Source organism: Paenibacillus apii (assembly GCF_011043685.1).
GTDB classification, from domain to species: Bacteria; Bacillota; Bacilli; order Paenibacillales; family Paenibacillaceae; genus Paenibacillus_AQ; species Paenibacillus_AQ sabinae.
On the sequence record NZ_JAAKGU010000004.1, the window covers coordinates 253,094 to 273,068 of the forward strand.

13 protein-coding genes are annotated in these 19,975 nt (G+C 55.1%); 5 read left to right on the forward strand and 8 right to left on the reverse strand.

Annotation, left to right across the window (positions count from 1 at the left end; all coding sequences use genetic code 11):
* The first annotated feature begins 155 nt into the window (after positions 1–155).
* Together G5B47_RS11390 and G5B47_RS11395 are read left to right on the forward strand one after the other, a co-directional pair.
* Positions 156–812 carry a LuxR C-terminal-related transcriptional regulator gene (locus G5B47_RS11390; RefSeq protein ID WP_165097964.1) on the forward strand — a complete coding sequence of 219 codons (657 nt, stop codon included), beginning with the start codon at positions 156–158 and terminating at the stop codon, positions 810–812.
* Positions 813–885: 73 nt separating this feature from the next.
* Positions 886–2,103, forward strand: coding sequence for an aminotransferase-like domain-containing protein (locus tag G5B47_RS11395; RefSeq protein ID WP_165097966.1), 1,218 nt, complete (start codon positions 886–888; stop codon positions 2,101–2,103).
* A 165-nt stretch (positions 2,104–2,268) separates the two neighbouring features.
* Here the strand turns inward: G5B47_RS11395 and G5B47_RS11400 are convergent, their stop codons facing one another.
* Positions 2,269–3,147, reverse strand: a complete 879-nt coding sequence (locus G5B47_RS11400; protein ID WP_165097968.1) for a DUF2161 family putative PD-(D/E)XK-type phosphodiesterase — start codon at positions 3,145–3,147, stop codon at positions 2,269–2,271.
* 244 nt (positions 3,148–3,391) lie between these two features.
* Between G5B47_RS11400 and G5B47_RS11405 the strand changes: the two genes are divergently transcribed.
* Both G5B47_RS11405 and G5B47_RS11410 read left to right on the forward strand, forming a co-directional pair.
* Positions 3,392–5,287, forward strand: a complete 1,896-nt coding sequence (locus G5B47_RS11405) for a PrkA family serine protein kinase (protein WP_165097970.1) — start codon at positions 3,392–3,394, stop codon at positions 5,285–5,287.
* Positions 5,288–5,499: 212 nt separating this feature from the next.
* Positions 5,500–7,770: an LTA synthase family protein gene (locus tag G5B47_RS11410; protein WP_165097973.1), complete on the forward strand. Its 2,271-nt coding sequence runs from the start codon at positions 5,500–5,502 to the stop codon at positions 7,768–7,770.
* A 122-nt stretch (positions 7,771–7,892) separates the two neighbouring features.
* Here G5B47_RS11410 and G5B47_RS11415 read toward each other — a convergent pair whose 3' ends face one another.
* Positions 7,893–9,281, reverse strand: coding sequence for a SpoVR family protein (locus tag G5B47_RS11415; protein ID WP_165097975.1), 1,389 nt, complete (start codon positions 9,279–9,281; stop codon positions 7,893–7,895).
* Positions 9,282–9,601: 320 nt separating this feature from the next.
* On the opposite strand from G5B47_RS11415, the gene G5B47_RS26030 reads away from it, so the two are divergent.
* The gene (locus tag G5B47_RS26030) at positions 9,602–11,164 is read left to right on the forward strand and encodes an ATP-binding protein (protein WP_165097977.1); all 1,563 of its coding nucleotides are present in this window, start codon (positions 9,602–9,604) and stop codon (positions 11,162–11,164) included.
* Positions 11,165–11,286: 122 nt separating this feature from the next.
* On the opposite strand, the gene G5B47_RS11425 is transcribed toward G5B47_RS26030, so the two are convergent.
* The 6 genes from G5B47_RS11425 to G5B47_RS11450 form a co-directional block, all read right to left on the reverse strand.
* Positions 11,287–12,144 (reverse strand): DegV family protein, encoded by an 858-nt coding sequence (locus G5B47_RS11425; protein WP_165097980.1) that lies wholly within the window; start codon positions 12,142–12,144, stop codon positions 11,287–11,289.
* A 233-nt stretch (positions 12,145–12,377) separates the two neighbouring features.
* A complete protein-coding gene (locus tag G5B47_RS11430) occupies positions 12,378–13,241 on the reverse strand; it encodes an AraC family transcriptional regulator (protein WP_165097983.1) in 864 nt (287 codons plus the stop codon).
* Positions 13,242–13,512: 271 nt separating this feature from the next.
* A complete protein-coding gene (locus G5B47_RS11435) occupies positions 13,513–15,858 on the reverse strand; it encodes a glycoside hydrolase family 65 protein (protein WP_165097986.1) in 2,346 nt (781 codons plus the stop codon).
* A 52-nt stretch (positions 15,859–15,910) separates the two neighbouring features.
* On the reverse strand, positions 15,911–16,573 hold the full coding sequence (gene pgmB, locus G5B47_RS11440; protein ID WP_165097988.1) for a beta-phosphoglucomutase: 663 nt from the start codon (positions 16,571–16,573) through the stop codon (positions 15,911–15,913).
* A gap of 116 nt (positions 16,574–16,689) precedes the next feature.
* Entirely contained in the window at positions 16,690–17,727 is a 1,038-nt protein-coding gene (locus G5B47_RS11445) for a LacI family DNA-binding transcriptional regulator (protein WP_025334137.1), read from the reverse strand.
* Positions 17,728–17,833: 106 nt separating this feature from the next.
* Positions 17,834–19,582: an alpha-glycosidase gene (locus G5B47_RS11450; RefSeq protein ID WP_165097990.1), complete on the reverse strand. Its 1,749-nt coding sequence runs from the start codon at positions 19,580–19,582 to the stop codon at positions 17,834–17,836.
* Positions 19,583–19,975 lie beyond the last annotated feature (393 nt).

A 19,975-nucleotide genomic window follows, 5' to 3' on the forward strand; every position in this document is an offset into this window, starting at 1 on the left:
CATAAATGTATCCAGACTAGGAAAAAAGGCGGAGTAACCCTCATCTTTACTGAGGGCGCCCGAAGACGTTTCTTCTGGTTTGCACCATGCGCATAAACGCGAAACGCGTCTCTTTATTTGGGTAAAATACATAATAGCAGGAGGTTTGGGCTTTAATGAGGAAGGTTTGGCAGGTAGTGATTATGGGCTGTCATCCCACAAGTATGCTGGGAACAAAATTGATACTGGAAGAGGCGGGAAGTCTGATTGTGCTTGGCACCTTCTCCGACTGGGAGCAAGGAGCCGCAATGGTTCGGGAGGAGCGGCCGGAGCTGGTGCTTCTGGACTACTGTGTGCCGGACGAGGTGATCGAGACGATACTGCCCGGGCTGAAAAAAGAGGCTCCTGCGTCTCATTTTGTCGTTATGACCGACAGGGAGGGCAGGGAGCTGCTGCTGCCGCTGTTAAAGCTGGGAGCGAGCGGCATTATTTCCAAAGGAGCGTCACCAAGCCAGCTGCTGCAGCTGATCGAAGGACTAAGGGAGGGGTTTCTGTCCATGCCGCTTGACTGGCTGGAGATGGGGATCCTGCCGATCAGCGCGTCCGAGGATGGAGACGTTCTGCTGAAGCTTACCCCGACCGAGAGATTTATTATGGAGCGGATTGTCCAGGGAATCACCTACGATAAAATAGCGGCCGAGATTGAAGTAAGCCGCCGATCCATTGACAATTACCTGCGCAAGATTTATGTTAAACTCGAAGTTTCCACGCGGGCGCAGGCTATCGAGAAATATGCGCTGTATTCGCGTCAGGTCAGACCCGTGTACGCATAGCATCCGGCGGGGCGTCATAACGCGGCTTCCTCCGGAATAATCATTCATGAGAGCATGAAGGGAGGGACGCCGCATGAAATACGATTTTTCCGCCCGGGCGCATACGCTGATGTCTTCGCCATTGCTGAGCATCCGGACGCAGACGCGCAGAGGCTCCGTGATTTCGCTGGCCGAAGAGCTGCCCGCGGAAGAGCTGTTTCCGCTGCCTCTGCTGGCGGAAGCGGCGTCTACCGTCATTTCGGCCGATGCGCAGGCGCTTCAATACGGAGATCCCGAGGGATACGGACCGCTCAGGGAGTGGTTAGCCGATGATTGGCTGAAAGGCAAGGGAGTACATATTCCCGGGGACGGCGTTCTGCTGACCACAGGCAGCCAGCAGGCGGTGGATCTTCTATCCCGGGTATACATCGATCCTGGGGACCGTGTGCTTGTGGAGAATCCGACTTCTCCGGGATTTCTTCAGGCGCTGCGGATGCAGGGAGCGGTCATTATTCCGGTCCAGGGCGACCGGGAAGGGCTATTGCCGGAGGATTTGCGAGAGAAGATTGTCAGGCACCGGCCTAAAGTGCTGTTCGCCGCACCGAGCTTTACGAATCCGAGCGGCATCCTCTGGAGTCTAAAGCGCCGCAAGGAAGTGCTGGAGGCGTGCGTTTCGCATGATGTGCTTATTGTGGAAGACGACTCCTACGGTGATCTGCATTTCAAGAGACAGGACCGCAGCGGAAGCAAGTACCCATCTCTATATGCGCTGGAAGACGCGGGCGAGGACGGGCATGTGCTGTACATCGGTTCTTTCAGCAAGACGGTGGCTCCTGCACTTCGGACGGGCTGGGCGGCGGGCAGCCGTGAGCTGATCGGGGTAATGGCCGCCGCCAAGGGAATGGCAGATTGGCAGTCCAGCTCGCTGAACCAGCGTCTGCTGTATCATCTGCTGCATGCGTCCCCGTTCAATTTGCGCGAGCACATTGCGCTGCTGAACCGTGAATACGGCACAAGGCTGAAGCTGATGGCAGAGCTGCTCAAGCGCGCCGCCTGGAAGGACAGCACGTATGATCTTCCCGCCGGGGGCATGTTCCTGTGGGTTTCGCTCCCGGAGGGGCTGGACGCAGGAATATTGCTGAAGAATGCCCTCCGCAAGGGCGTCGTTTTCCTGCCGGGGCCGCTCTGTACGGCTGACGACAGCGGAAGCCGGTATATCCGGCTTAATTTCAGCCATCCCGGCCGCGATGAGCTGCTGCTTGGGATGAATTTGATGAGCGAAGCCGTATCGGAATTTACGGCCCGCAGTTAATAGGCGTACCTGGCGGGATGTTAACCGAAGAGCCCATTCTCTAGAATGTTCTAGGAGAATGGGCTCTTTTTGCATCCGGCATCGCTTCCGTCTTTAGAGTCGAAGTTTCGAGGGGCGAAGAAGGATATAATGGTGTGATTTATCAGAACAGCTTCGCCGGCCGTGTCAAGAGGATTGATGCTCATCCTCCCCGGCATTTATACGGTCCGCCAGCGACTGGGAGACCGATACGGCGGCATATTCCAGCAGCGCGGCGCGTCCGGCCGCCTCAAGCGTGTACCGGCCGCGGGCCACCCGCTTGAACCAGCCGTAGTAGTTGTTCTGCAGGATGGCGGCCGCTGCCGGCACCCCGCTGCGCCGGCGCAGCTCCGCCGGCGTCACGCCCTTCGGCGGCGCGCTCCCGGCCGCCGCGCCCCCGGGCACGGCGCCGGGCTTCGCCGCAGTCGTGCCGCTGCCGGGCCCCGCGGCAGAGCGCGGCTCGCCTATGGCCGCGGCCATGGCGGCCTCGCGCTCCGCCGCTTCCAGCGCGGCGGCTACGCGCAGCGCCTTCTCGCGGTAGGCGGTGACGAGCTTCACCCGCGCGCTGCCGCCGGTGTTGTAGTCGCCGCTGCGCTCGCGGAACTCATAGAGCAGCCGCTCCCGGCGCCGCCCGCCGCCCCGGGCAGGTCCGGCGGGCGCTGCGGGCTCCGCCAGTACCTCTACAAGCGGCGCCTTCGTCTTGTAGAAGACGACCGTGACGAGCCCGAGTCCGAGGCGGCGGCACAGATCGCTGAGTTCACCCCAGCGCTGGCTCGCAGAGCCCTTTTTCTCCCGGCATCTCTCAACCGCCAAATAGACGACCGGACTCAGCTTCAGCCGCTCGACCCCCTGCAGCAGCAGGGAGAGGTTGAACGTCTTCTTCATCTCAACAATCAGCGGCGGCTCACCGTCCTCCCGCACACCGACCAAATCGCAGGAGCGCACCTCGCCCTTGATTTCGTAGCCTTGCTGTTCAAAAAAAATTTTTAAAGGAGCATACAGCTCTGTTTCCCGCTTTACCGCCATAGTTTGTCTCCTTTGTCACAGTTAAAGCCGATTCTCTATTATAGCACATCAAAAAAGAGGTCAATATTTCGGGCTTCCCGCATAGGTATGTATTACACTTTTCGAATGCAGACCCCGCTCTTGGCGGCGGAAGCGTCGGAAGGGACGGCGGCAGGCAGGCGGATATTTGTCGAGGGCAACCGGGCAAAGCCCGATGGACATCACGCGAGGGTCACAAGAGCGCAAGGTGAGGAGGCAGCGAGCAATGGACATTTTTGAACGTATAGCATCGTACCGGGCAGAGAACGAGCGTTTGGCATGGAGCGGAACCTTCAAGGAATATATAGAACTGCTAAGAAAAGATCCCACTCCCGCCAAAACAGCACATTCCCGTGTGTATGACATGATCAAATCGCATGGTGTGGAGGAAATTAACGGCCGCAAACGCTACAAGTTTTTCGAGCAGGAGATTTTTGGACTGGACCGGGCCATTGAGAAGCTGGTGGAGGAGTATTTTCATTCGGCTGCGCGGCGGCTGGACGTACGCAAACGGATTCTGCTGCTGATGGGGCCGGTGAGCGGCGGTAAATCGACGCTGGTTACGCTTCTTAAGCGCGGGCTGGAGCAGTATTCCCGGACAATTCAGGGGGCGGTGTATGCGATTGAAGGCTGCCCGATGCACGAGGAGCCGCTGCATTTGATACCGGGTGAGCTGCGTCCGGAGATTGAGAAGGAGCTCGGGGTGCGCATTGAGGGCAACCTGTGCCCTTCCTGCCAGATGCGGCTGAAAAATGAGTATGACGGCGATATTGAAAAAGTGAGGGTCGTGCGGGTGCTTCTGTCCGAAGAAGAGCGCGTCGGCATCGGCACATTCAGCCCGTCCGACCCGAAATCGCAGGATATCGCCGACCTGACGGGCAGCATCGACTTTTCGACCATCACCGAGTACGGGTCGGAATCCGATCCCCGGGCGTACCGCTTTGACGGCGAGCTGAACAAGGCCAACCGCGGACTGATGGAGTTCCAGGAAATGCTGAAGTGCGACGAGAAGTTCCTGTGGAACCTGCTTTCGCTGACGCAGGAGGGCAATTTCAAGGCCGGGCGGTTTGCGCTGATCAGCGCCGACGAGCTGATAGTCGCCCATACGAACGAAACGGAGTACAAGGCGTTTATTTCGAATAAAAAGAACGAGGCGCTTCAGTCGCGGATGATTGTCATGCCAGTGCCTTACAATCTGAAGGTCTCGGAAGAGGAGAAGATTTATGCCAAGCTGATCGCCCAGAGCGACATGAAGCATGTGCATATCGCGCCCCACGCGCTGCGAGCCGCCGCGATTTTCTCCGTCCTGACCAGACTGAGGGAGAGCAAGAAGCAGGGCATGGACCTCATCAAGAAGCTGCGCATGTACGACGGCGAAGAGGTTGAAGGCTACAAGGAAGCCGATCTGAAGGAGATGCAGAACGAATACTTGGACGAAGGCATGTCCGGGATCGATCCCCGGTACGTCATCAACCGCATCTCCAGCGCGCTGATCAAGGGCGATCTGGAATGCATGAACGCTCTTGATGTGCTTCGGGCGATCAAGGACGGGCTGGATCAGCATCCTTCGATTACGAAGGAGGAGCGGGAGCGGTATTTGAACTTCATTTCCATCGCCCGGAAGGAGTACGATACGCTGGCCAAGAACGAAGTGCAGAAGGCGTTCGTCTACTCGTTCGAGGAGTCGGCCAAGACGTTGTTCGAGAATTACCTCGACAATATCGAGGCGTTCTGCAACTGGACCAAAATCCGCGATCCGCTGACCGACGAGGAGCTGGAGCCGGATGAGCGGCTCATGCGTTCCATCGAGGAGCAGATTGGCATCTCCGAAAACGCGAAGAAGGCCTTCCGGGAAGAGATCCTGATCCGGATTTCCGCGTATTCGCGTAAAGGCAAGAAGTTCGAGTACAGCAACCACGACCGTCTCCGAGAGGCGATCGAGAAGAAGCTGTTCGCGGATCTGAAGGATATCGTCAAGATCACGACCTCGTCCAAAACGCCGGATGAGAGCCAGTTGAAGCGCATCAACGAGGTGTCCCGCCGGCTGATCGAGGAGCATGGCTACTGCCCGATCTGCGCCAACGAGCTGCTGCGTTATGTGGGAAGCCTGCTGAACCGGTAAGATTGCCGAAAGTATACGGCGAATGCGCGATAGATGTGTTAGAGGGACCGCTGACGGCAGCGGTCTTTTTTTGTGCGATAGGGACTTGTGGCCAGGGAGCGGAGGATATGGTCCGCACTTGTTAGCTCTTTTTTTCTCAGAAAAAATTCAGACCCCGGAGAACCCAATATCATATATAATAGATTTCAATGCACTATGACAGGGGCGAGAACATGAAAAAACGTCTTTACCTATTACCCTCGATTCTTTTTTTGCTCTTCTTTGCCTATGGGCGTATTCTCTTGTATCTGCAGAAGGATATCTCCGTGGACTTTACCTCACTCTATGCTCCTGCCTTGAAGGATATCGGCATCGGCATTTTGATTCTGCTTTTTTTATATGCGCTTTCAAAGGTCAGTCTCATCGCTTCGTATGTTCTGGCGCTCGTGCTGGGCATTTTTCATTTGGCGAATGTCGAATATATTTACGCACTGGACCATGTCGTTAATCTGAAAGATATCACGATGGCTTCGGACAAGGAGTTTATTGCGGGCACGCTGTTTCACGTCAGTTTTCCGGTCTATTCCATCCTGCTGATGGCGTCTCTCCTGGCGTCGATTTTTTGTCAGCGCAAGCTGCCGCTGCTCCAGCTAAAGACCAAACGGTACAGTCTGCTCGCCTTCGCCGGGCTGCTGATTCTCTATCTGGCCCTCGCCGTTTACTCGAGCGGAGATTGGAAGAACGGCAATTTCGTCTCGGCCTCGATCCGCAATTCCGTAGCGCTGCTGACCTTCAACGACGAGGATTTGACCGACTACCCTCCGGATATCGAGCGGCAGATCAACACCTCGCAGCAGCTGAAAGAAGGCGAATATTTGCTTGGCAACCACACGGGCAAGAAGAATATTCTGATGGTCGTCATGGAAGGCATTCCCGGCGCCTATTCGCCAGCGAACCAGGAATATCTGAATATCCCGAACGAAATCAAGCTGACGAGTCTGGATAAAATCAAGGCGCACAGCCTCATTCTTCCCAACTACATCACCCATAACAATCAGACCATAAGAGGGATGTACTCGCTCGTTAGCGGAGATTACCCCAAGCTGGACGCGTCCACGCCGAAGGCTTACGAATATTTGCAAAAAGACCCCAGCTACCGCGAAGAGCTTCTGCCCAAGCTGCTGAAGAACCGCGGCTACAACACGGCGTTTATCCAGGGGGCGGTGCTGGAGTACATGTCCAAGGGCGATTTCATGACGGCGGCGGGCTTCGATACGGTAATCGGCGGGGAGAGCTTTAATAGTCCCTACGTTCCCTTCGGATGGGGGCCGGACGACAAAGCCTTTTTCGAGCAATCGCAAAAATATATCGACGAATTGAACGCCAAGGGCAAGCCGTGGTTCGCTACAATGCTGACGGTCGGAACCCATCATCCCTACGCGGTGACGGACGATTACGCAAAGAACTATCCGAGCCGCAAGGCGGCGGCGGTCGCTTATCTGAATGAGGCGCTGTCCGGATTCATCGATTATATCGACCATTCGAGCTTTGCCAAAGACACCTTGGTGCTGTTCGTCTCCGATGAATCGCACGGGGTGAACGACCAGCCCTACGGCTCGAACTGGGGGATTTTTGCGGCGTATTCACCTGATATTAATGGCCAGATTATCAACGACGGCGTATTCGGGCAGAAGGATATTCTGCTCTCGCTGCTGGATTATGCGGACCCTGATCTGGATGCGTATACGACGGGCCGGAGCGTGTTCCGCAAATACACGGAAGATTCGCCGATCCTGTTCGCTTCCCACTATAACGGCGATGTTTTTTACTCCACGGAGAAGGGGACCGTGTATCAGGTGGATAACAGCGGGCAGCTGTACAGCCTGACCTCGGAGAACGGGGAGCTGTTCAGCGGCAAGTACGAGAGGACATCCCTGTCGGACAGCGATCTGAAAAAGAAGATCCTCACGTATAGAAATTACATCGACAAATCGTCGGCGGAAGATCAGCGAATCGTTATCACCAAAGACAAGGAAATCCCGCTTGCGGACGGAAGCGAGTCGATCATTACAGACGGACAGTTCATCACGCTGCCTGCGGAATCGTACGTCGATGTTCAGGTGGATTATGCCGCTTCGGCGATGGCGGACCCCGATTGGCTTGTGCTGAAATTTGAGGATTACATCGGCCACAAAAGCGTGCGCATGATCGACAAGCAGAACGGCAGCGGAGCAATCACGTTCCGTTTCTACAATAAGAAGGTGGTCTACGGGTACGCCTTCAATCTGAAGACCGCCCTTCATTCCAATGATTATTCAGGGGCAGACAAGGCCATCCGAATCAACCGGATTACCGTCGAGTTCCCGAAGACCGCTCCTTCGGCTGCACCGACAGCTACCCCGTCACCCGGGGCAAGCGCCGGCCCGGCTGCCGCTCCGTCGCCGACAGCCAGCTCCGGGACGGAGCATGTGGAGGTCGTCGACATGGATTCGGGAAGCGAGTAGGCGGCACAGCAATGGCTTCAAATACAGCAAGGCCCGGGGACGGTCGGTCCCCGGGCCTGCTTTCGAATATGGCGCTATCCGGCGCCGTCTTTACCTAATCAGCAACACTCTCGGCCGAGGCTTTAGACGAACTTCCGCAGCACCTTTTTGCCGTCATAGGAGAAGCATGCCTTCTTGTCTTCAACGACGGTCTCCAGATGGACGGTCTTGCCCCACAGCGTGTGAATATGAGGCAGCGTGCGTTCCAGATACTTCAGATCCAGCTCGATGCCTTCATAGCGGTGGATGATGTACAGCTCGCCGTTGCGCTCGAAGTTGCCGTCCTGTACGACGAGATAGGGGGCGCCGCCGTTGATGCGGGCCTGCACCAGCTGGTCCCTGACATTTTCCCAGGCCTTGTCGGTGATCTTCCATTCCGGGCCTTTCTTCTCGAAGACGTACAAATCGAGCTCCTCGACCAATTCTTTGGTCAGATAGCTGCGGATGAAGGAGATATCCGAGTCGAGCTCCCGGACTTCGAAGATTTTGTCCCGGTCCCAGCGGCGCTCGATATCTTCGAGAATCTTCAGTCCCAGATAATACGGGTTCAGGCTCTGGCGGGAGGGCTGCACCACCGCGGAATTGAGCTTGGCGTACTCGATCGTCTCCTCCGGCGTCAGGTCCAGCTCCCGCATGATGCGTTGATGCCAGTAGGAAGCCCAGCCCTCGTTCATGATCTTCGTCTCCATCTGCGGCCAGAAGTAGAGCATTTCGTCATGCAGCATCGTCATAATGTCGCGCTGCCAATCCTCCAGACTGGCGGAATACTGTTGAATGAACCAGACCAAGTCCTTTTCGGGCTCCGCAGGGAACGGCTTATGTCCAGACGCGGGCTGCCGGGAGCCCCCTGTGGCGTCATCGAGCCCCCAAAGATCGTTGTAAGGGTTGGCATCGGCAAGACCCTGCGCCGTTTCCCGGCGTCCTTTCAGCCGCCCTTTGGCGATCTGGCTATTGCCGAGCCTGCCCTGCTGGATCAGGCTCGGGTCGACATGCTCCTGGATGGACAGAACGGCGTCGATGAAGCTCTCGACCGTGTCCGTCCCGTACTTGATCGAATACTCGCCGATCCGGTCGGCTGTGGCCGACATGCTCTCCACCATGTTCCGGTTCGACTTGGAGAAGCGGACATTGTTCTTGAAGAAGTCGCAGTGCGCGAGCACATGAGCGACGATCAGCTTGTTCTGGACCAGCGAGTTGCCGTCGAGAAGAAAGGCGTAGCACGGATTGGAGTTGATGACCAATTCGTATATTTTGCTCAGCCCGAAATCATATTGGGACTTCATCTTGTGAAACGTCTTGCCGAAGCTCCAGTGGCCAAAACGCGTCGGCATCCCGTAAGCTCCGAAGGTATAGATAATATCGGCAGGGCAAATCTCGTAGCGCATCGGATAGAAATCCAGGCCAAAGCCGGAGGCGATTTCCGTAATCTCGGCTATAGCCTTCTCAAGCGCCTGTATCTCGTCGCTGGGCATGTACCCATCTCCTTTCCAGCTGTCCATCCTGTCAGCGGCAGACCGTTCTTAACATGTATATGGAGAGTTGTGTGCAAATATGAGCCTCCCAAAGCACGAAAGTTAACAAAAAATCCCGTTAAACCTTTGAAAATTTTTGCTATAATAAGCTTAACTTCTGCTCGGATCTACACCAGTAGACTATCTTCGCCTGCCGGATCGGCCGGCGGTGCTTATATATTGGATTTCTATCACAGCAATGCAAAGCGGTTTCATGGCAAATTGCCCGTCGCAATGCTTTCTGAGGAAGGCATTCAGTTCGTTTAGAGAGGAAGTAGACTGTGCATAGGGATAAACTAGCCATATTAAAGCGGTTAATTGCCGAAGAGGGCATATACAAGGCACTGTATGAGCACCATCCGGACTGCGTCTACGTTCTGGATCTTGGAGGGCGCTCCATCGCTGCGAACCGTTCTGCTGAACAGCTGGCTGCACCCGAGGAAATAAGGGGCATCTGGAGCAGAGCGCTTTTGTTCGGAAGCCGGACCGAAGCCGGGCGTCATTTTGTGCTGGCCTGTGCGGGCAATACGACTACGTTTCATTTGAAGTTCATTCAAAGATCCGGCATCGTCGCTTCCGCCGAGGTGACATTTATTCCGATTATGAATAAGGAAGACGTGGTTGGCGTATTTGCCATTGTGCGGAACATCACCGCCGAGACAGTGGCGGATAGCGGCGGGACCGCGCCAAGGGTAGCCTATCCGGAGCTGGACTACGAGCATCAAGACCCGCAGAGCCTGATCCTGGATTCGGTTACGGAAGGGATCTTCGGACTCGACAGGGACGGGAAAATTATCTTCATCAACAAAACTGCGATGTTCATGCTGGGGTACTCCAGCGAGGAAATCATCGGCGTTCACAGCCTCTCGCATATCCATCATACCCGGCCTGACGGCTCCCGTTACTGCCCGAAGGAGTGCCCGATTCTTATGACGGTTGAGGACGGGACTTCAAGGACCATGAATGAGGAGATTTTCTGGCGCAAGGACGGTACCAGCTTCTGGGTGAACTACAGAGTGTCTCCCATCATGGAACGCGGCCAGATTGATGGTGCGGTCGTCGCCTTTACCGATATTACGAACGAACGGGAAATTCGCCGGGCGAAGGAGTCCGCCGAGCAGGCCTCCCGGGCGAAATCGGAGTTTCTGGCCATGATCAGCCACGAGATCCGGACCCCGATGAACGGCATGATCGGAATGGCCGATCTGCTGCTGGACAGTGACCTGGGGGAAGAGCAGCGGACGTATGCGGAGATTCTGCGCAGCAGCAGCTACAGTCTGCTGAATATTTTGAACGACATTCTCGATTTCAGCAAAATCGAAGCCGGCAAAATGCCGCTCGAGCTCGAACGGTTCGGCCTCCGGGAGATGCTCTCCGTGATCATCGATCTGTTCACTCCGAAGGCGGAGGAGAAGGGCTTGGCGCTTCGCTGGTGGGCGGATACAAGCGTCCCCGAGACGATCAAGGCCGATCCGAGCCGCCTTCGGCAGATTATCGTCAATCTGGTCGGCAATGCGCTGAAATTCACCGAGAAGGGAAGCGTGACGCTGTCCGTCAAGAACATTCTGCTGCCCGAATCGCCGAACTATCTGCTGGAATTTTCCGTACGGGATACCGGGGTCGGCATCGCCGAGGACAAGCTGGGGCTGCTGTTCCAGTCGTTCTCCCAGCTTCATCCGATGATTAACCGCAAATACGGCGGCACCGGGCTGGGGCTGGCGATCTGCAAGCAGCTGGTGGAGCTTATGGGCGGAACGATCTTTGTGGAGAGCGAGGAAGGCCGTGGTTCCATCTTCCGGTTCATGCTGCCCTTTGTCAAAGAAGAGGCGGAAGTTCAAATCTAGACTCAAATCTAAACTCAAATCAAAACTCAAATCAAAACGGATACCCCAGGTAATAGGCGGTATCCGTTTCTTGGTATAAGGTATAAGTGCTGTATAGCGATCAAGTCGCCGTGAAATCAGCGTTATCCCGGCTGTTCGTTCTTAAGGTACATCAAGCCTACGGTACGAGGTCCACAGTGGCTGCCGATTACACAGCCCGCTTCCATAACGGCAATTTCCTTCGCGCCTGCGCCTTCCAGCGCGTCGCATAAATATCTGGCGTCTTCCTCGGCCTGCGTATGCGCAACGATCACCATCTCCTTGTCCATCCGTTCGATGTCGGAAAGCGCATGGGAGAGCATTTGCTCGACCGCTTTTTCCTTCTTGCCGCGGACTTTGCTCACGGGAACGATGGAGCCGTCGACCATTCGAAGCACCGGTCGGATCTTGAGCAGGCTGCCGATAAAATTTTGCATGCCGGAGCAGCGGCCGCCCATATGTAAATAATCCAGCGTATCAATGACGAACTCCGTGCTGAGCCGCTCCCGGTCGCGCTCCAGCATGGAGACGATTTCGCCGGAGCTGCCGCCGCCGAGAGCCGCTTTGGCCGCCTTTACGGCGAGCAGGGCGATTCCGCCGCATACGGTGCAGGAATCCACGACCTGCACGCGTCCGGGAGGAAATTCCTCTGCGGCTAGCCGCGCGTTCTGGTAGGTGGAGGAAAGCGATGAGGAAAGGCTGAGATACACAATATCGTCGCCGTTCTCGATCACGGGCGCAAAGGCATGGATGAAGTCGGCAGGCGAAGGGGCGGCCGTCTTCGGCAGCGCGCCGGCAGCGGCTACTTTCCGGTACACCTCATCCGGTGTAATATCCGCGCCGTCTCTGTATGTAGTGTCCTCAAACACGACATACAGCGGGATAACGCCGATATCATAGGTTTCTTTCCAGCCTTGCGGCATATCGGATGTGCTGTCTGTAAAAATCTTGACGTTGGGCATGAAATTCTCCTTCACCAATGAATCGGATCACCTTAGGTCTAAAGCATGTATCGCGTATACGTTCATTATAGCATCTCCATGCTCCCATCGCGATGATCCGTTCCAGCCGGCTTACGGACTCCTTCTGCATGGCTTACTATGATTTCCGGGACGCCCTGTCCAGGGCAAACCGGCCGGGGGCACTGTAGCGCCCGGCCGGTTCTTGCCGTGCATATCCGCTCAATCAGCCCCGGTTAAGACTTCTTCAGAACCGGAATCCATATCTCGCAGCGGTAATCTTCCGATGCCGGGTCTCCTGGCGGATACAGCTCGAATTCAGGCCCGCCCGAATGCTCGTAGCCGGTGCCCGGGAACCATTCCTGAAAGATCCTTGCCCACACACTCTGAATCGCATGCGGCATGGGACCGACGGATGTGAAGACGGCCCAGGTCGCGGCCGGAATGACGGTGGAGGAGTAGCCTTCCGGGGCGGGTTCGCCGCTCTCCACGGCAATCCAATAAGTGAGCGTCTCCTGCTCGTGATTTATATCGGCGCATATCCCGAGCAGATCATGGACGCTGCCGCCCAACTCAAGAAGTTTGTCATAGGTGCCGTCCTTGTTGCATTCCAGCCAGAAAAGCGGGATTTTCCGCAAATTCTCTCCATCGCGGCAGGAGGTCCTCATCGTTTTGCCAACCACGGTAAACGCTTCTTTGTGTACGATACGGTAATCCATTTCTTTGTCTCCCTTCAAGGACAAGTGGAAGGAGAGGCGGGGAAAAGCCTTCAGAACGGTCCCCGGCTCGCGCGCCGCCGAGGGCGTAATGCCGTGCGCCTTGCGGAATGCCTTGGCAAATGCCTCCGGCGAGTCGTAGCCGTATTTGAGCGCAACGTCCAGCACCCGGACCGGCGTCATCGCCAGCTCCTGCGCGGCCAGCGTCAGCCGCCGCTTGCGGATGTACTCGGCTACGGTCACTCCGGTCAGCAGATTGAACATCCGCTGAAAGTGGAAGGGCGAAGAGCAGGCCGCTTTGGCGATCTCATCCATATTCACCGGTTGCGTCATATGCCCTTCCATATAGTCCAAAGCGTCCCTCATGCGGTTCAGCCATTCCATCGCTCGCCATCTCCTTTGCATTTATCCTACCATTCAGCGCTGCCCCGGTCCTGTTCTTCCGTGCTCCCTTGGGACAGTATCCCCTGGTTCATCCACACCAGTATATCGCAGATACAGAAGCTGCGCTTGCCCCATCACCTCATTACGCGGACAGAAGAAAACCGCCCGGCAAAAGGCCGGGCGGTGGAAGCTGTTTTTTTTAAAATATAAGAAATAATAAGCTGAGCGCTTATTATTTTGTCTTATATTTCTACGAGAAACGGTGCCGTCCCTAAAAGGACGACGAAGCCGTTTCTTCTTGAATGATTACAGGTATCCCTTGCGCAGTCACTTCGCCAAGTCCGTTCACCGTATACTCCTTATCGTAAATCCGGATGGAAGCCGGGGCTTCGGTTTCGTTGGTGACCGTAACGGCTTGGTCGGTGACAGTTACCTTAAGCCGGGAACCACGGAACATGATTTTGAACGAATACGACTTCCAGTGGCCCGGGTTGAACGGTTTCAGAATCAGGCGGCCATCCTGGACACGCAGTCCGCCGAAGCCGTGAACGATCGACATCCAGGTACCCGCCATACTGGTGGTATGGCAGCCGTCCTCGGTGTCGTTGTTGTAATTGTCCAGATCGAGCCTTGAAGTGCGCAGGTACATCTCGTAGGCCTTCTCCTTGTATCCCAGCTCGCAGGCGAGAATCGAATGGATGCACGGAGAGAGGGAGGACTCGTGAACGGTGATCGGCTCATAGAAGTCGAAGTTCCGTTTTTTTGTCTCCAGGTCGTAACGGTCGTTCAGGAAATACAGCCCTTGCAGCACGTCGGCCTGCTTGATATAGCAGGAGCGCAGAATGCGGTCCCAGGACCATTTCTGATTCAGCGGCAGATGTTCTTGGCCAAGCTCCCTGACCGGAATGATCTGCTTGTCGAGGAAGCCGTCCTGCTGCAGGAAAATGCCTCGTTCCTCGTCAGCCGGGTAATACATTTTGTCGATGATATCCTGCCACTTCTCCGTCTCGCTCTCCAGCAGATCCAGCTTGTCGACCAGCTCGGCATAGCGCGTTTCTTCATTGTCCCGCAAATAGGCGAGGGCTTCGAGAGTATACTCCAGCGTCCAGGCGGCGATCCGGTTCGTGTACCAGTTGTTGTTCACATTATTCTCGTACTCGTTCGGTCCGGTAACGCCGAGCATGACGTATTTGTTTTTATGCGGGACATAGTGCACGCGCTCTTCCCAGAAACGGGAGATTTCAGCCAGCACCTCCAGGCCGTATTGTCCGAGATAGGACTTGTCGCCGGTGTAGTTCACATAGTTGTAGATGGCATAAGCGATCGCTCCGTTGCGGTGGATTTCCTCAAAAGTGATCTCCCACTCGTTATGGCATTCCTCGCCGTTCATCGTCACCATCGGATACAGCGCGCCTTTGGCAAAGCCGAGCTTACGGGCATTCTCCTTGGCCTTCTCCAGATGCTTATAACGGTAAATCAGCAGATTGCGGGCAATGGAGGCATCCGCGGTGCTGAGGTAAAAAGGAACGCAGTACGCCTCCGTGTCCCAGTAGGTGCTGCCGCCGTATTTTTCACCGGTGAAGCCCTTGGGTCCGATATTCAGCCGGTCATCCTCGCCGGTATAGGTCTGGTTCAGCTGAAAAATATTGAAGCGGATCGCCTGCTGGGCCGAAGGGTCGCCTTCAATAATGATGTCGCTTTCTTTCCATTTGTCCTTCCAGGCATCCGCCTGCTCCGTTAGCAGGGCTACAAAACCGGCCTCCCTTGCCGACTGGAGAGCACTCTGCGCCGCCTCCACGAGCTGGCCCAGACCGTAGTTGCGCGAAGTCACGCTTGCGGCGTATTTGTAGACGACGACCTGCTCGCCCTGGTGCACCGGAACCTGAACGATATTCGCCACATACTTGTCGCGCAGAACTGGCTCGGCCTCGGCTTCCAGCTTCTCTCCGGCAACGACAATATCATACGCCATGGCGGTGGTCACATGAAAATCGAGCTTCTTCGTCTTCAGGGTCAGATAGCCCCCGCCGGGAAAACTATCCTTTTCCACCTCATTCCAGAACTTCTCATCATAGTTGGAATCCTTGTTCTTGATGTCCCCGTCCAGGTAGGGGGTTACCGTAATTGTTCCTGCAAAATTGAGCGGAGTCACCGAATAGCGGATCGCTCCAATCTCCCGCCGGGCCATGCTGACGATGCGGATGCTCTCCACCTTGAGTTCCTTGCCGCCCTCTAGGGCGGCGGTGAAGCTTCGGGACAGCGTGCCTTCCTTCATGTTCAGTACCCGCCGGAATTCCGATACGGTGCAAGACGCGAGATCCAGCGGAGCGCCGTCAATATCGATGTCGATGCCAATCCAGTTGGTGCTGTTCAATACTTTGGCAAAATACTCGGGATAGCCGTTCTTCCACCAGCCGACCCGGGTCTTGTCGGGATAATACACGCCGGCCATATAGCTGCCTTGAAGGCTGGGCCCGGTGTACCGTTCTTCGAAATTGGCGCGCCCGCCCAAATAGCCGTTGCCCAAACTGAATACGCTTTCGGAAATCTCCTGGGTCTGGGGATCGAATGATTCTTCAATAATGGACCATTCATCGACTTTTAAATACCGTTTCATTGCGAATCGTCTCCTTTGATTAACAATAATCTGAAATAGACAGGCCTTTCATTTAAACGGCGGCAAAAGCTTCCTTAAGCCGTGCGACGTTCATCTCCTGCAGGGACGGTATGACAAGGTTCGCGGCTCCAAGCGTCTCCGATGAACCAATACCGACGCTGGCCATGCCCCCGCGGATCGCGGCCTCGATTCCGGCCTCGGCGTCTTCGAAGACGACGCATTCGGCGGGAGAGACCCCGAGCGCTTCGGCTCCGAGCAGGAAGACTTCCGGATCGGGCTTGGCGGCGGACGTTTTGGTGCCGTCGATAATCGCGTCAAAATAAGGAGTGAGCCCGGTATTGTCCAGAATCGTCATCGCGTTCTTGCTGGCGGAGCCGAGGGCGACCAATATTCCCTGACTGCGGCATTCCTTCAGGAAGTCCAGCGCCCCGGGAAGGATCTCGGAGCTGTCCATCTTCGAAATGTATTCGACGTAGCGGTTATTCTTGCTCTCGGCCAGCTTGGTTTTTTCATCCTCGTCCAGCGTAAGTCCTCCGATTTCCAGCAGGATGTTCAGCGAGGCGGTCCGGCTGACGCCTTTCAGCCGCTCGTTATCCTTCTCGGTGAACTCGAAACCGAGGCGTTCCGCCAGCTCTTTCCAGGCGATGTAATGATACTTGGCCGTGTCGACCAGCACGCCGTCGAGATCGAACAGGCAGGCTTTGACTTCTTTCATATTAACCCTCCTTAACAGCAGTGGCGCCAATTCGGCGATTTTGTGCAAACGTTTGTACTAAATGTAAAAAAACAAATGAAGCTTGCGGCGCTTCATTTATTTACATGTTCTCGGCGTCATTTTCCGCCGGGTGAATACATGGAGGATTCTCGAACAATCAAACGATGAGGAATAATATGCCGCTTCGTGCCGCCCGGCTCGTTAACCTGCTTCTGAATCGTCTGAATCAGGATTTGGGAAGCGGTGTAGCCCAGCTGGTAAATTCCGATATCGATGCTGCTGATCGGCGGAGTAGACAGCTCTGACAGCGGAATGTTGTTAAAGCTGACCAGCGCCAGATCCGCGGGAACCGAGTAATTCAGCTCGCTGAGCCCCCGGAGAACTCCGAAGGAAACGATGTCGTCCACAACAACCAGCGCTGTGGGACGGCTCGGCAAATTCATGAAGAATGACATGGCCCGGTAGCCGCTTTCCTGCAGAAACTCGCCTTCCACAATCCATTCGGATTTCAGTTCCAGGCCGTTATCCTCCATAGCTGCCCGGTAGCCTTCCAGCCGGTCCCGGGAGACGATCAGGTTCGGAGGCCCGCTGACGAAGCCGATTCGTTTATGCCCCATGGAGATAAGGTGACTTGTGGCATCGTAAGCCGCCATCCGGTTGTCGGTATCGACGGACAGGATATCGTCATACTTGTCGCTGCGCCCCACCAGAACAAAGGGGTAGCCCTCTTCCTTGAGAAAATCGATCACGGCGTCGCCTTTGCGCGAGTAGAGCAGGATCGCGCCGTCGACGCGCCGGCCCTTCAGCAGCCGTGAGACCGCTTCCAGTTCTTCCTTCTCCGTTGCGCCGGAGCTGATCAGAACATCGTAGCCCGAGCGGCTTGCCTGTGTGACAATCCCGCGAATCAATTCCATAAAGAACAGATTGGAGAACAATTCTTCGGCTGGCTTCGGCAGAATGATGCAGATGCTGTTCGTCGTCCTTGAAACGAGACTCTTGGCCATGATGTTCGGGTGATAGCCCATTTCTTCCATTATAATCTTGACCTTGCGTGAGGTTTCCGCGCTGATTCTCGGATGGCCCGACAAAACCCGGGAGACCGTTGAAGGGGAGACGCCTGCTCTCTTGGCCACATCCTTGATGGTAACCGTCATAGAAACCCCCTTATGGAAACGTTTGCTTAAGCTTATCTTAATCGAAGTCCAATCAATTGTAAATAGTTGAACTTTGCAAGGCCGGACCATAAAAGGTATAGAAAAGTTATAGGTCTGCTGCGCCCAGAACTGCAAAGCCGTAGGCAGGCAGCTTGACGGATAGTACGCCCCGGCTTATGCTAAGCGTTTCCCCGGTGAACAGGTCTTTCCAGCGCTCTATCTCTACATTAAAATGGAACGATTGCGCCGTATCTTCATTATTAAGAAGCACAATCACTGACTCGTCCCCCAGCCGGCGTTCGTAGGCCAGCTTGCTGCCGTGACGATTGGCTTCAAGAAAAGTCATTGTGCCGGTACGGAGCGAAGGATGACTCTTCCGGATGTCGATCAGCTTGCGGTAGAAGCCGAACAGCTCGCGGTCCTGCTTGGCCTTGTCCCATTCCATACATTTCCGGCAGCCCGGATCTTCACCGCCTTCAAGACCGATCTCATCACCGTAATAGATGCAGGGAGCGCCCATGAATGTGAATTGGAACAGCGCGGCCAGTTTCATTATACGCTTGTCGCCTCCGGCGAGCGTCAGCAAACGGGCGGTATCGTGGCTGTCCAGAAGATTGAAGGCGACTTCGCTGGCTTGAAGCGGGTAACGGGATAACTGCTTGCCGATCGCATGGGCAAAGCCTTCCGAATCCAAAGAGCCGCGTATGAAGAAATCGAGTACCGCCTCGGTAAATGGATAGTTCATGACGGCGTCAAATTTGTCTCCCTCCAGCCAAGGGGCGGATTCATGCCAAATTTCGCCCAAAATATACGCTTCGGGGTTGGCCTGCTTGACGACCTTCCGGAAATCGCGCCAGAAACCGTGATCCACTTCGTTAGCCACGTCTAGACGCCAGCCGTCGATGCCTACTTCCTTGATCCAGTATTCGGCAACGCCCAGGAGATAACGCTTGACGTCCGGATGTTCGGTATTCAGCTTCGGCATTTCTCTCACAAAGCCAAAGGCATCGTACGTGGGAATTCCATTCTCGGAATGAACCGGAAACCTGCGGATATGAAACCAGTCCTTATAAACAGAGTTCTCCCCGTTCCGGACGACGTCGACAAACGGGGCAAAGGTACTGCCCGAATGATTGAACACGGCGTCGAGCAGCACGCGAATTCCTCTTTCGTGGCAGGCGTCCACAAGCCGCTTCAACGTCTCGGTGTCACCGAAATGCGGATCGACTCTCATGTAGTCCTCTGTGTCGTATTTATGATTCGAGGCAGCGGCGAACACAGGCGTAAAGTAGATACCGGTAATGCCGAGTTCGGTCAGGTGGTCCAGATGATTGATCACACCCTGCAGGTCGCCGCCGAAAAAATTGTTCGGTTTCGGAACGCCGCCCCAAGGCTCAACGTTTTCCGGATCAAGGCTGGGGTCTCCATTCGCGAAACGCTCCGGGAAAATTTGATAAAAGACCGAATCCTTGACCCAGGCAGGAGGTGCGAAGACGTCGCCGCGGTTGATATAAGGGAATTCAAACAGCCGATAAGGATTCAAGGGACGCTCGGCTTGAAATTCGCTTTCCGTCATCCAGATCCGCTCTTTACCCTTTTGCAGCAGAAAGCCGTATTTCAGCCGGCGGAACGGCGGAACGGACTCGCATTCCCAATAGTCAAACATGTCATCCGAGGCAAAAACGGTCATTGGAATCAGTTCCTTGGTTTGATCCCAGGCATATTTATCTCCTACCCAGGCGAACACTTCGGTCAAATCGCCTTTTTTGGCGCGAAGCCGCAGATGAATTGTGTTCTCATCATAAGCATAGGACCAGTTGACCCGTGGGCGATGATAGACAGCTTCCAGTAACATGAACAAAACCTCCCAAAAATTTTTTTAACGGGACTCTCTTGCTCCAGGACACCTCGTTATTTAAGCCACCCCGGTCACGACAAAGGAGATTATGCGCCCTTAAACCAAAGCAAAAAGGCACATCCAAAGCCGGGAAACGACCGAGGATGTACCTGTAACAAGTAGCATTGCCTTTAAATTGGTATCCGGGAAAGCGATTACTTCCGGAATGATTAGGATTATAGCATGAGGCCAAGATTACAGGCAATAGTGAATTCAAACCTTTGCACAAAATTGTTTTTGCTTCGAACAGGCTCAGGGAAGAATAGAGATTTTTTTGCAGTCTTACTCTGCTTAATTTGGCTTTCCTGTTTTGCTTGAATATGCATGAATATTTGCAGTTCACTAATAAAT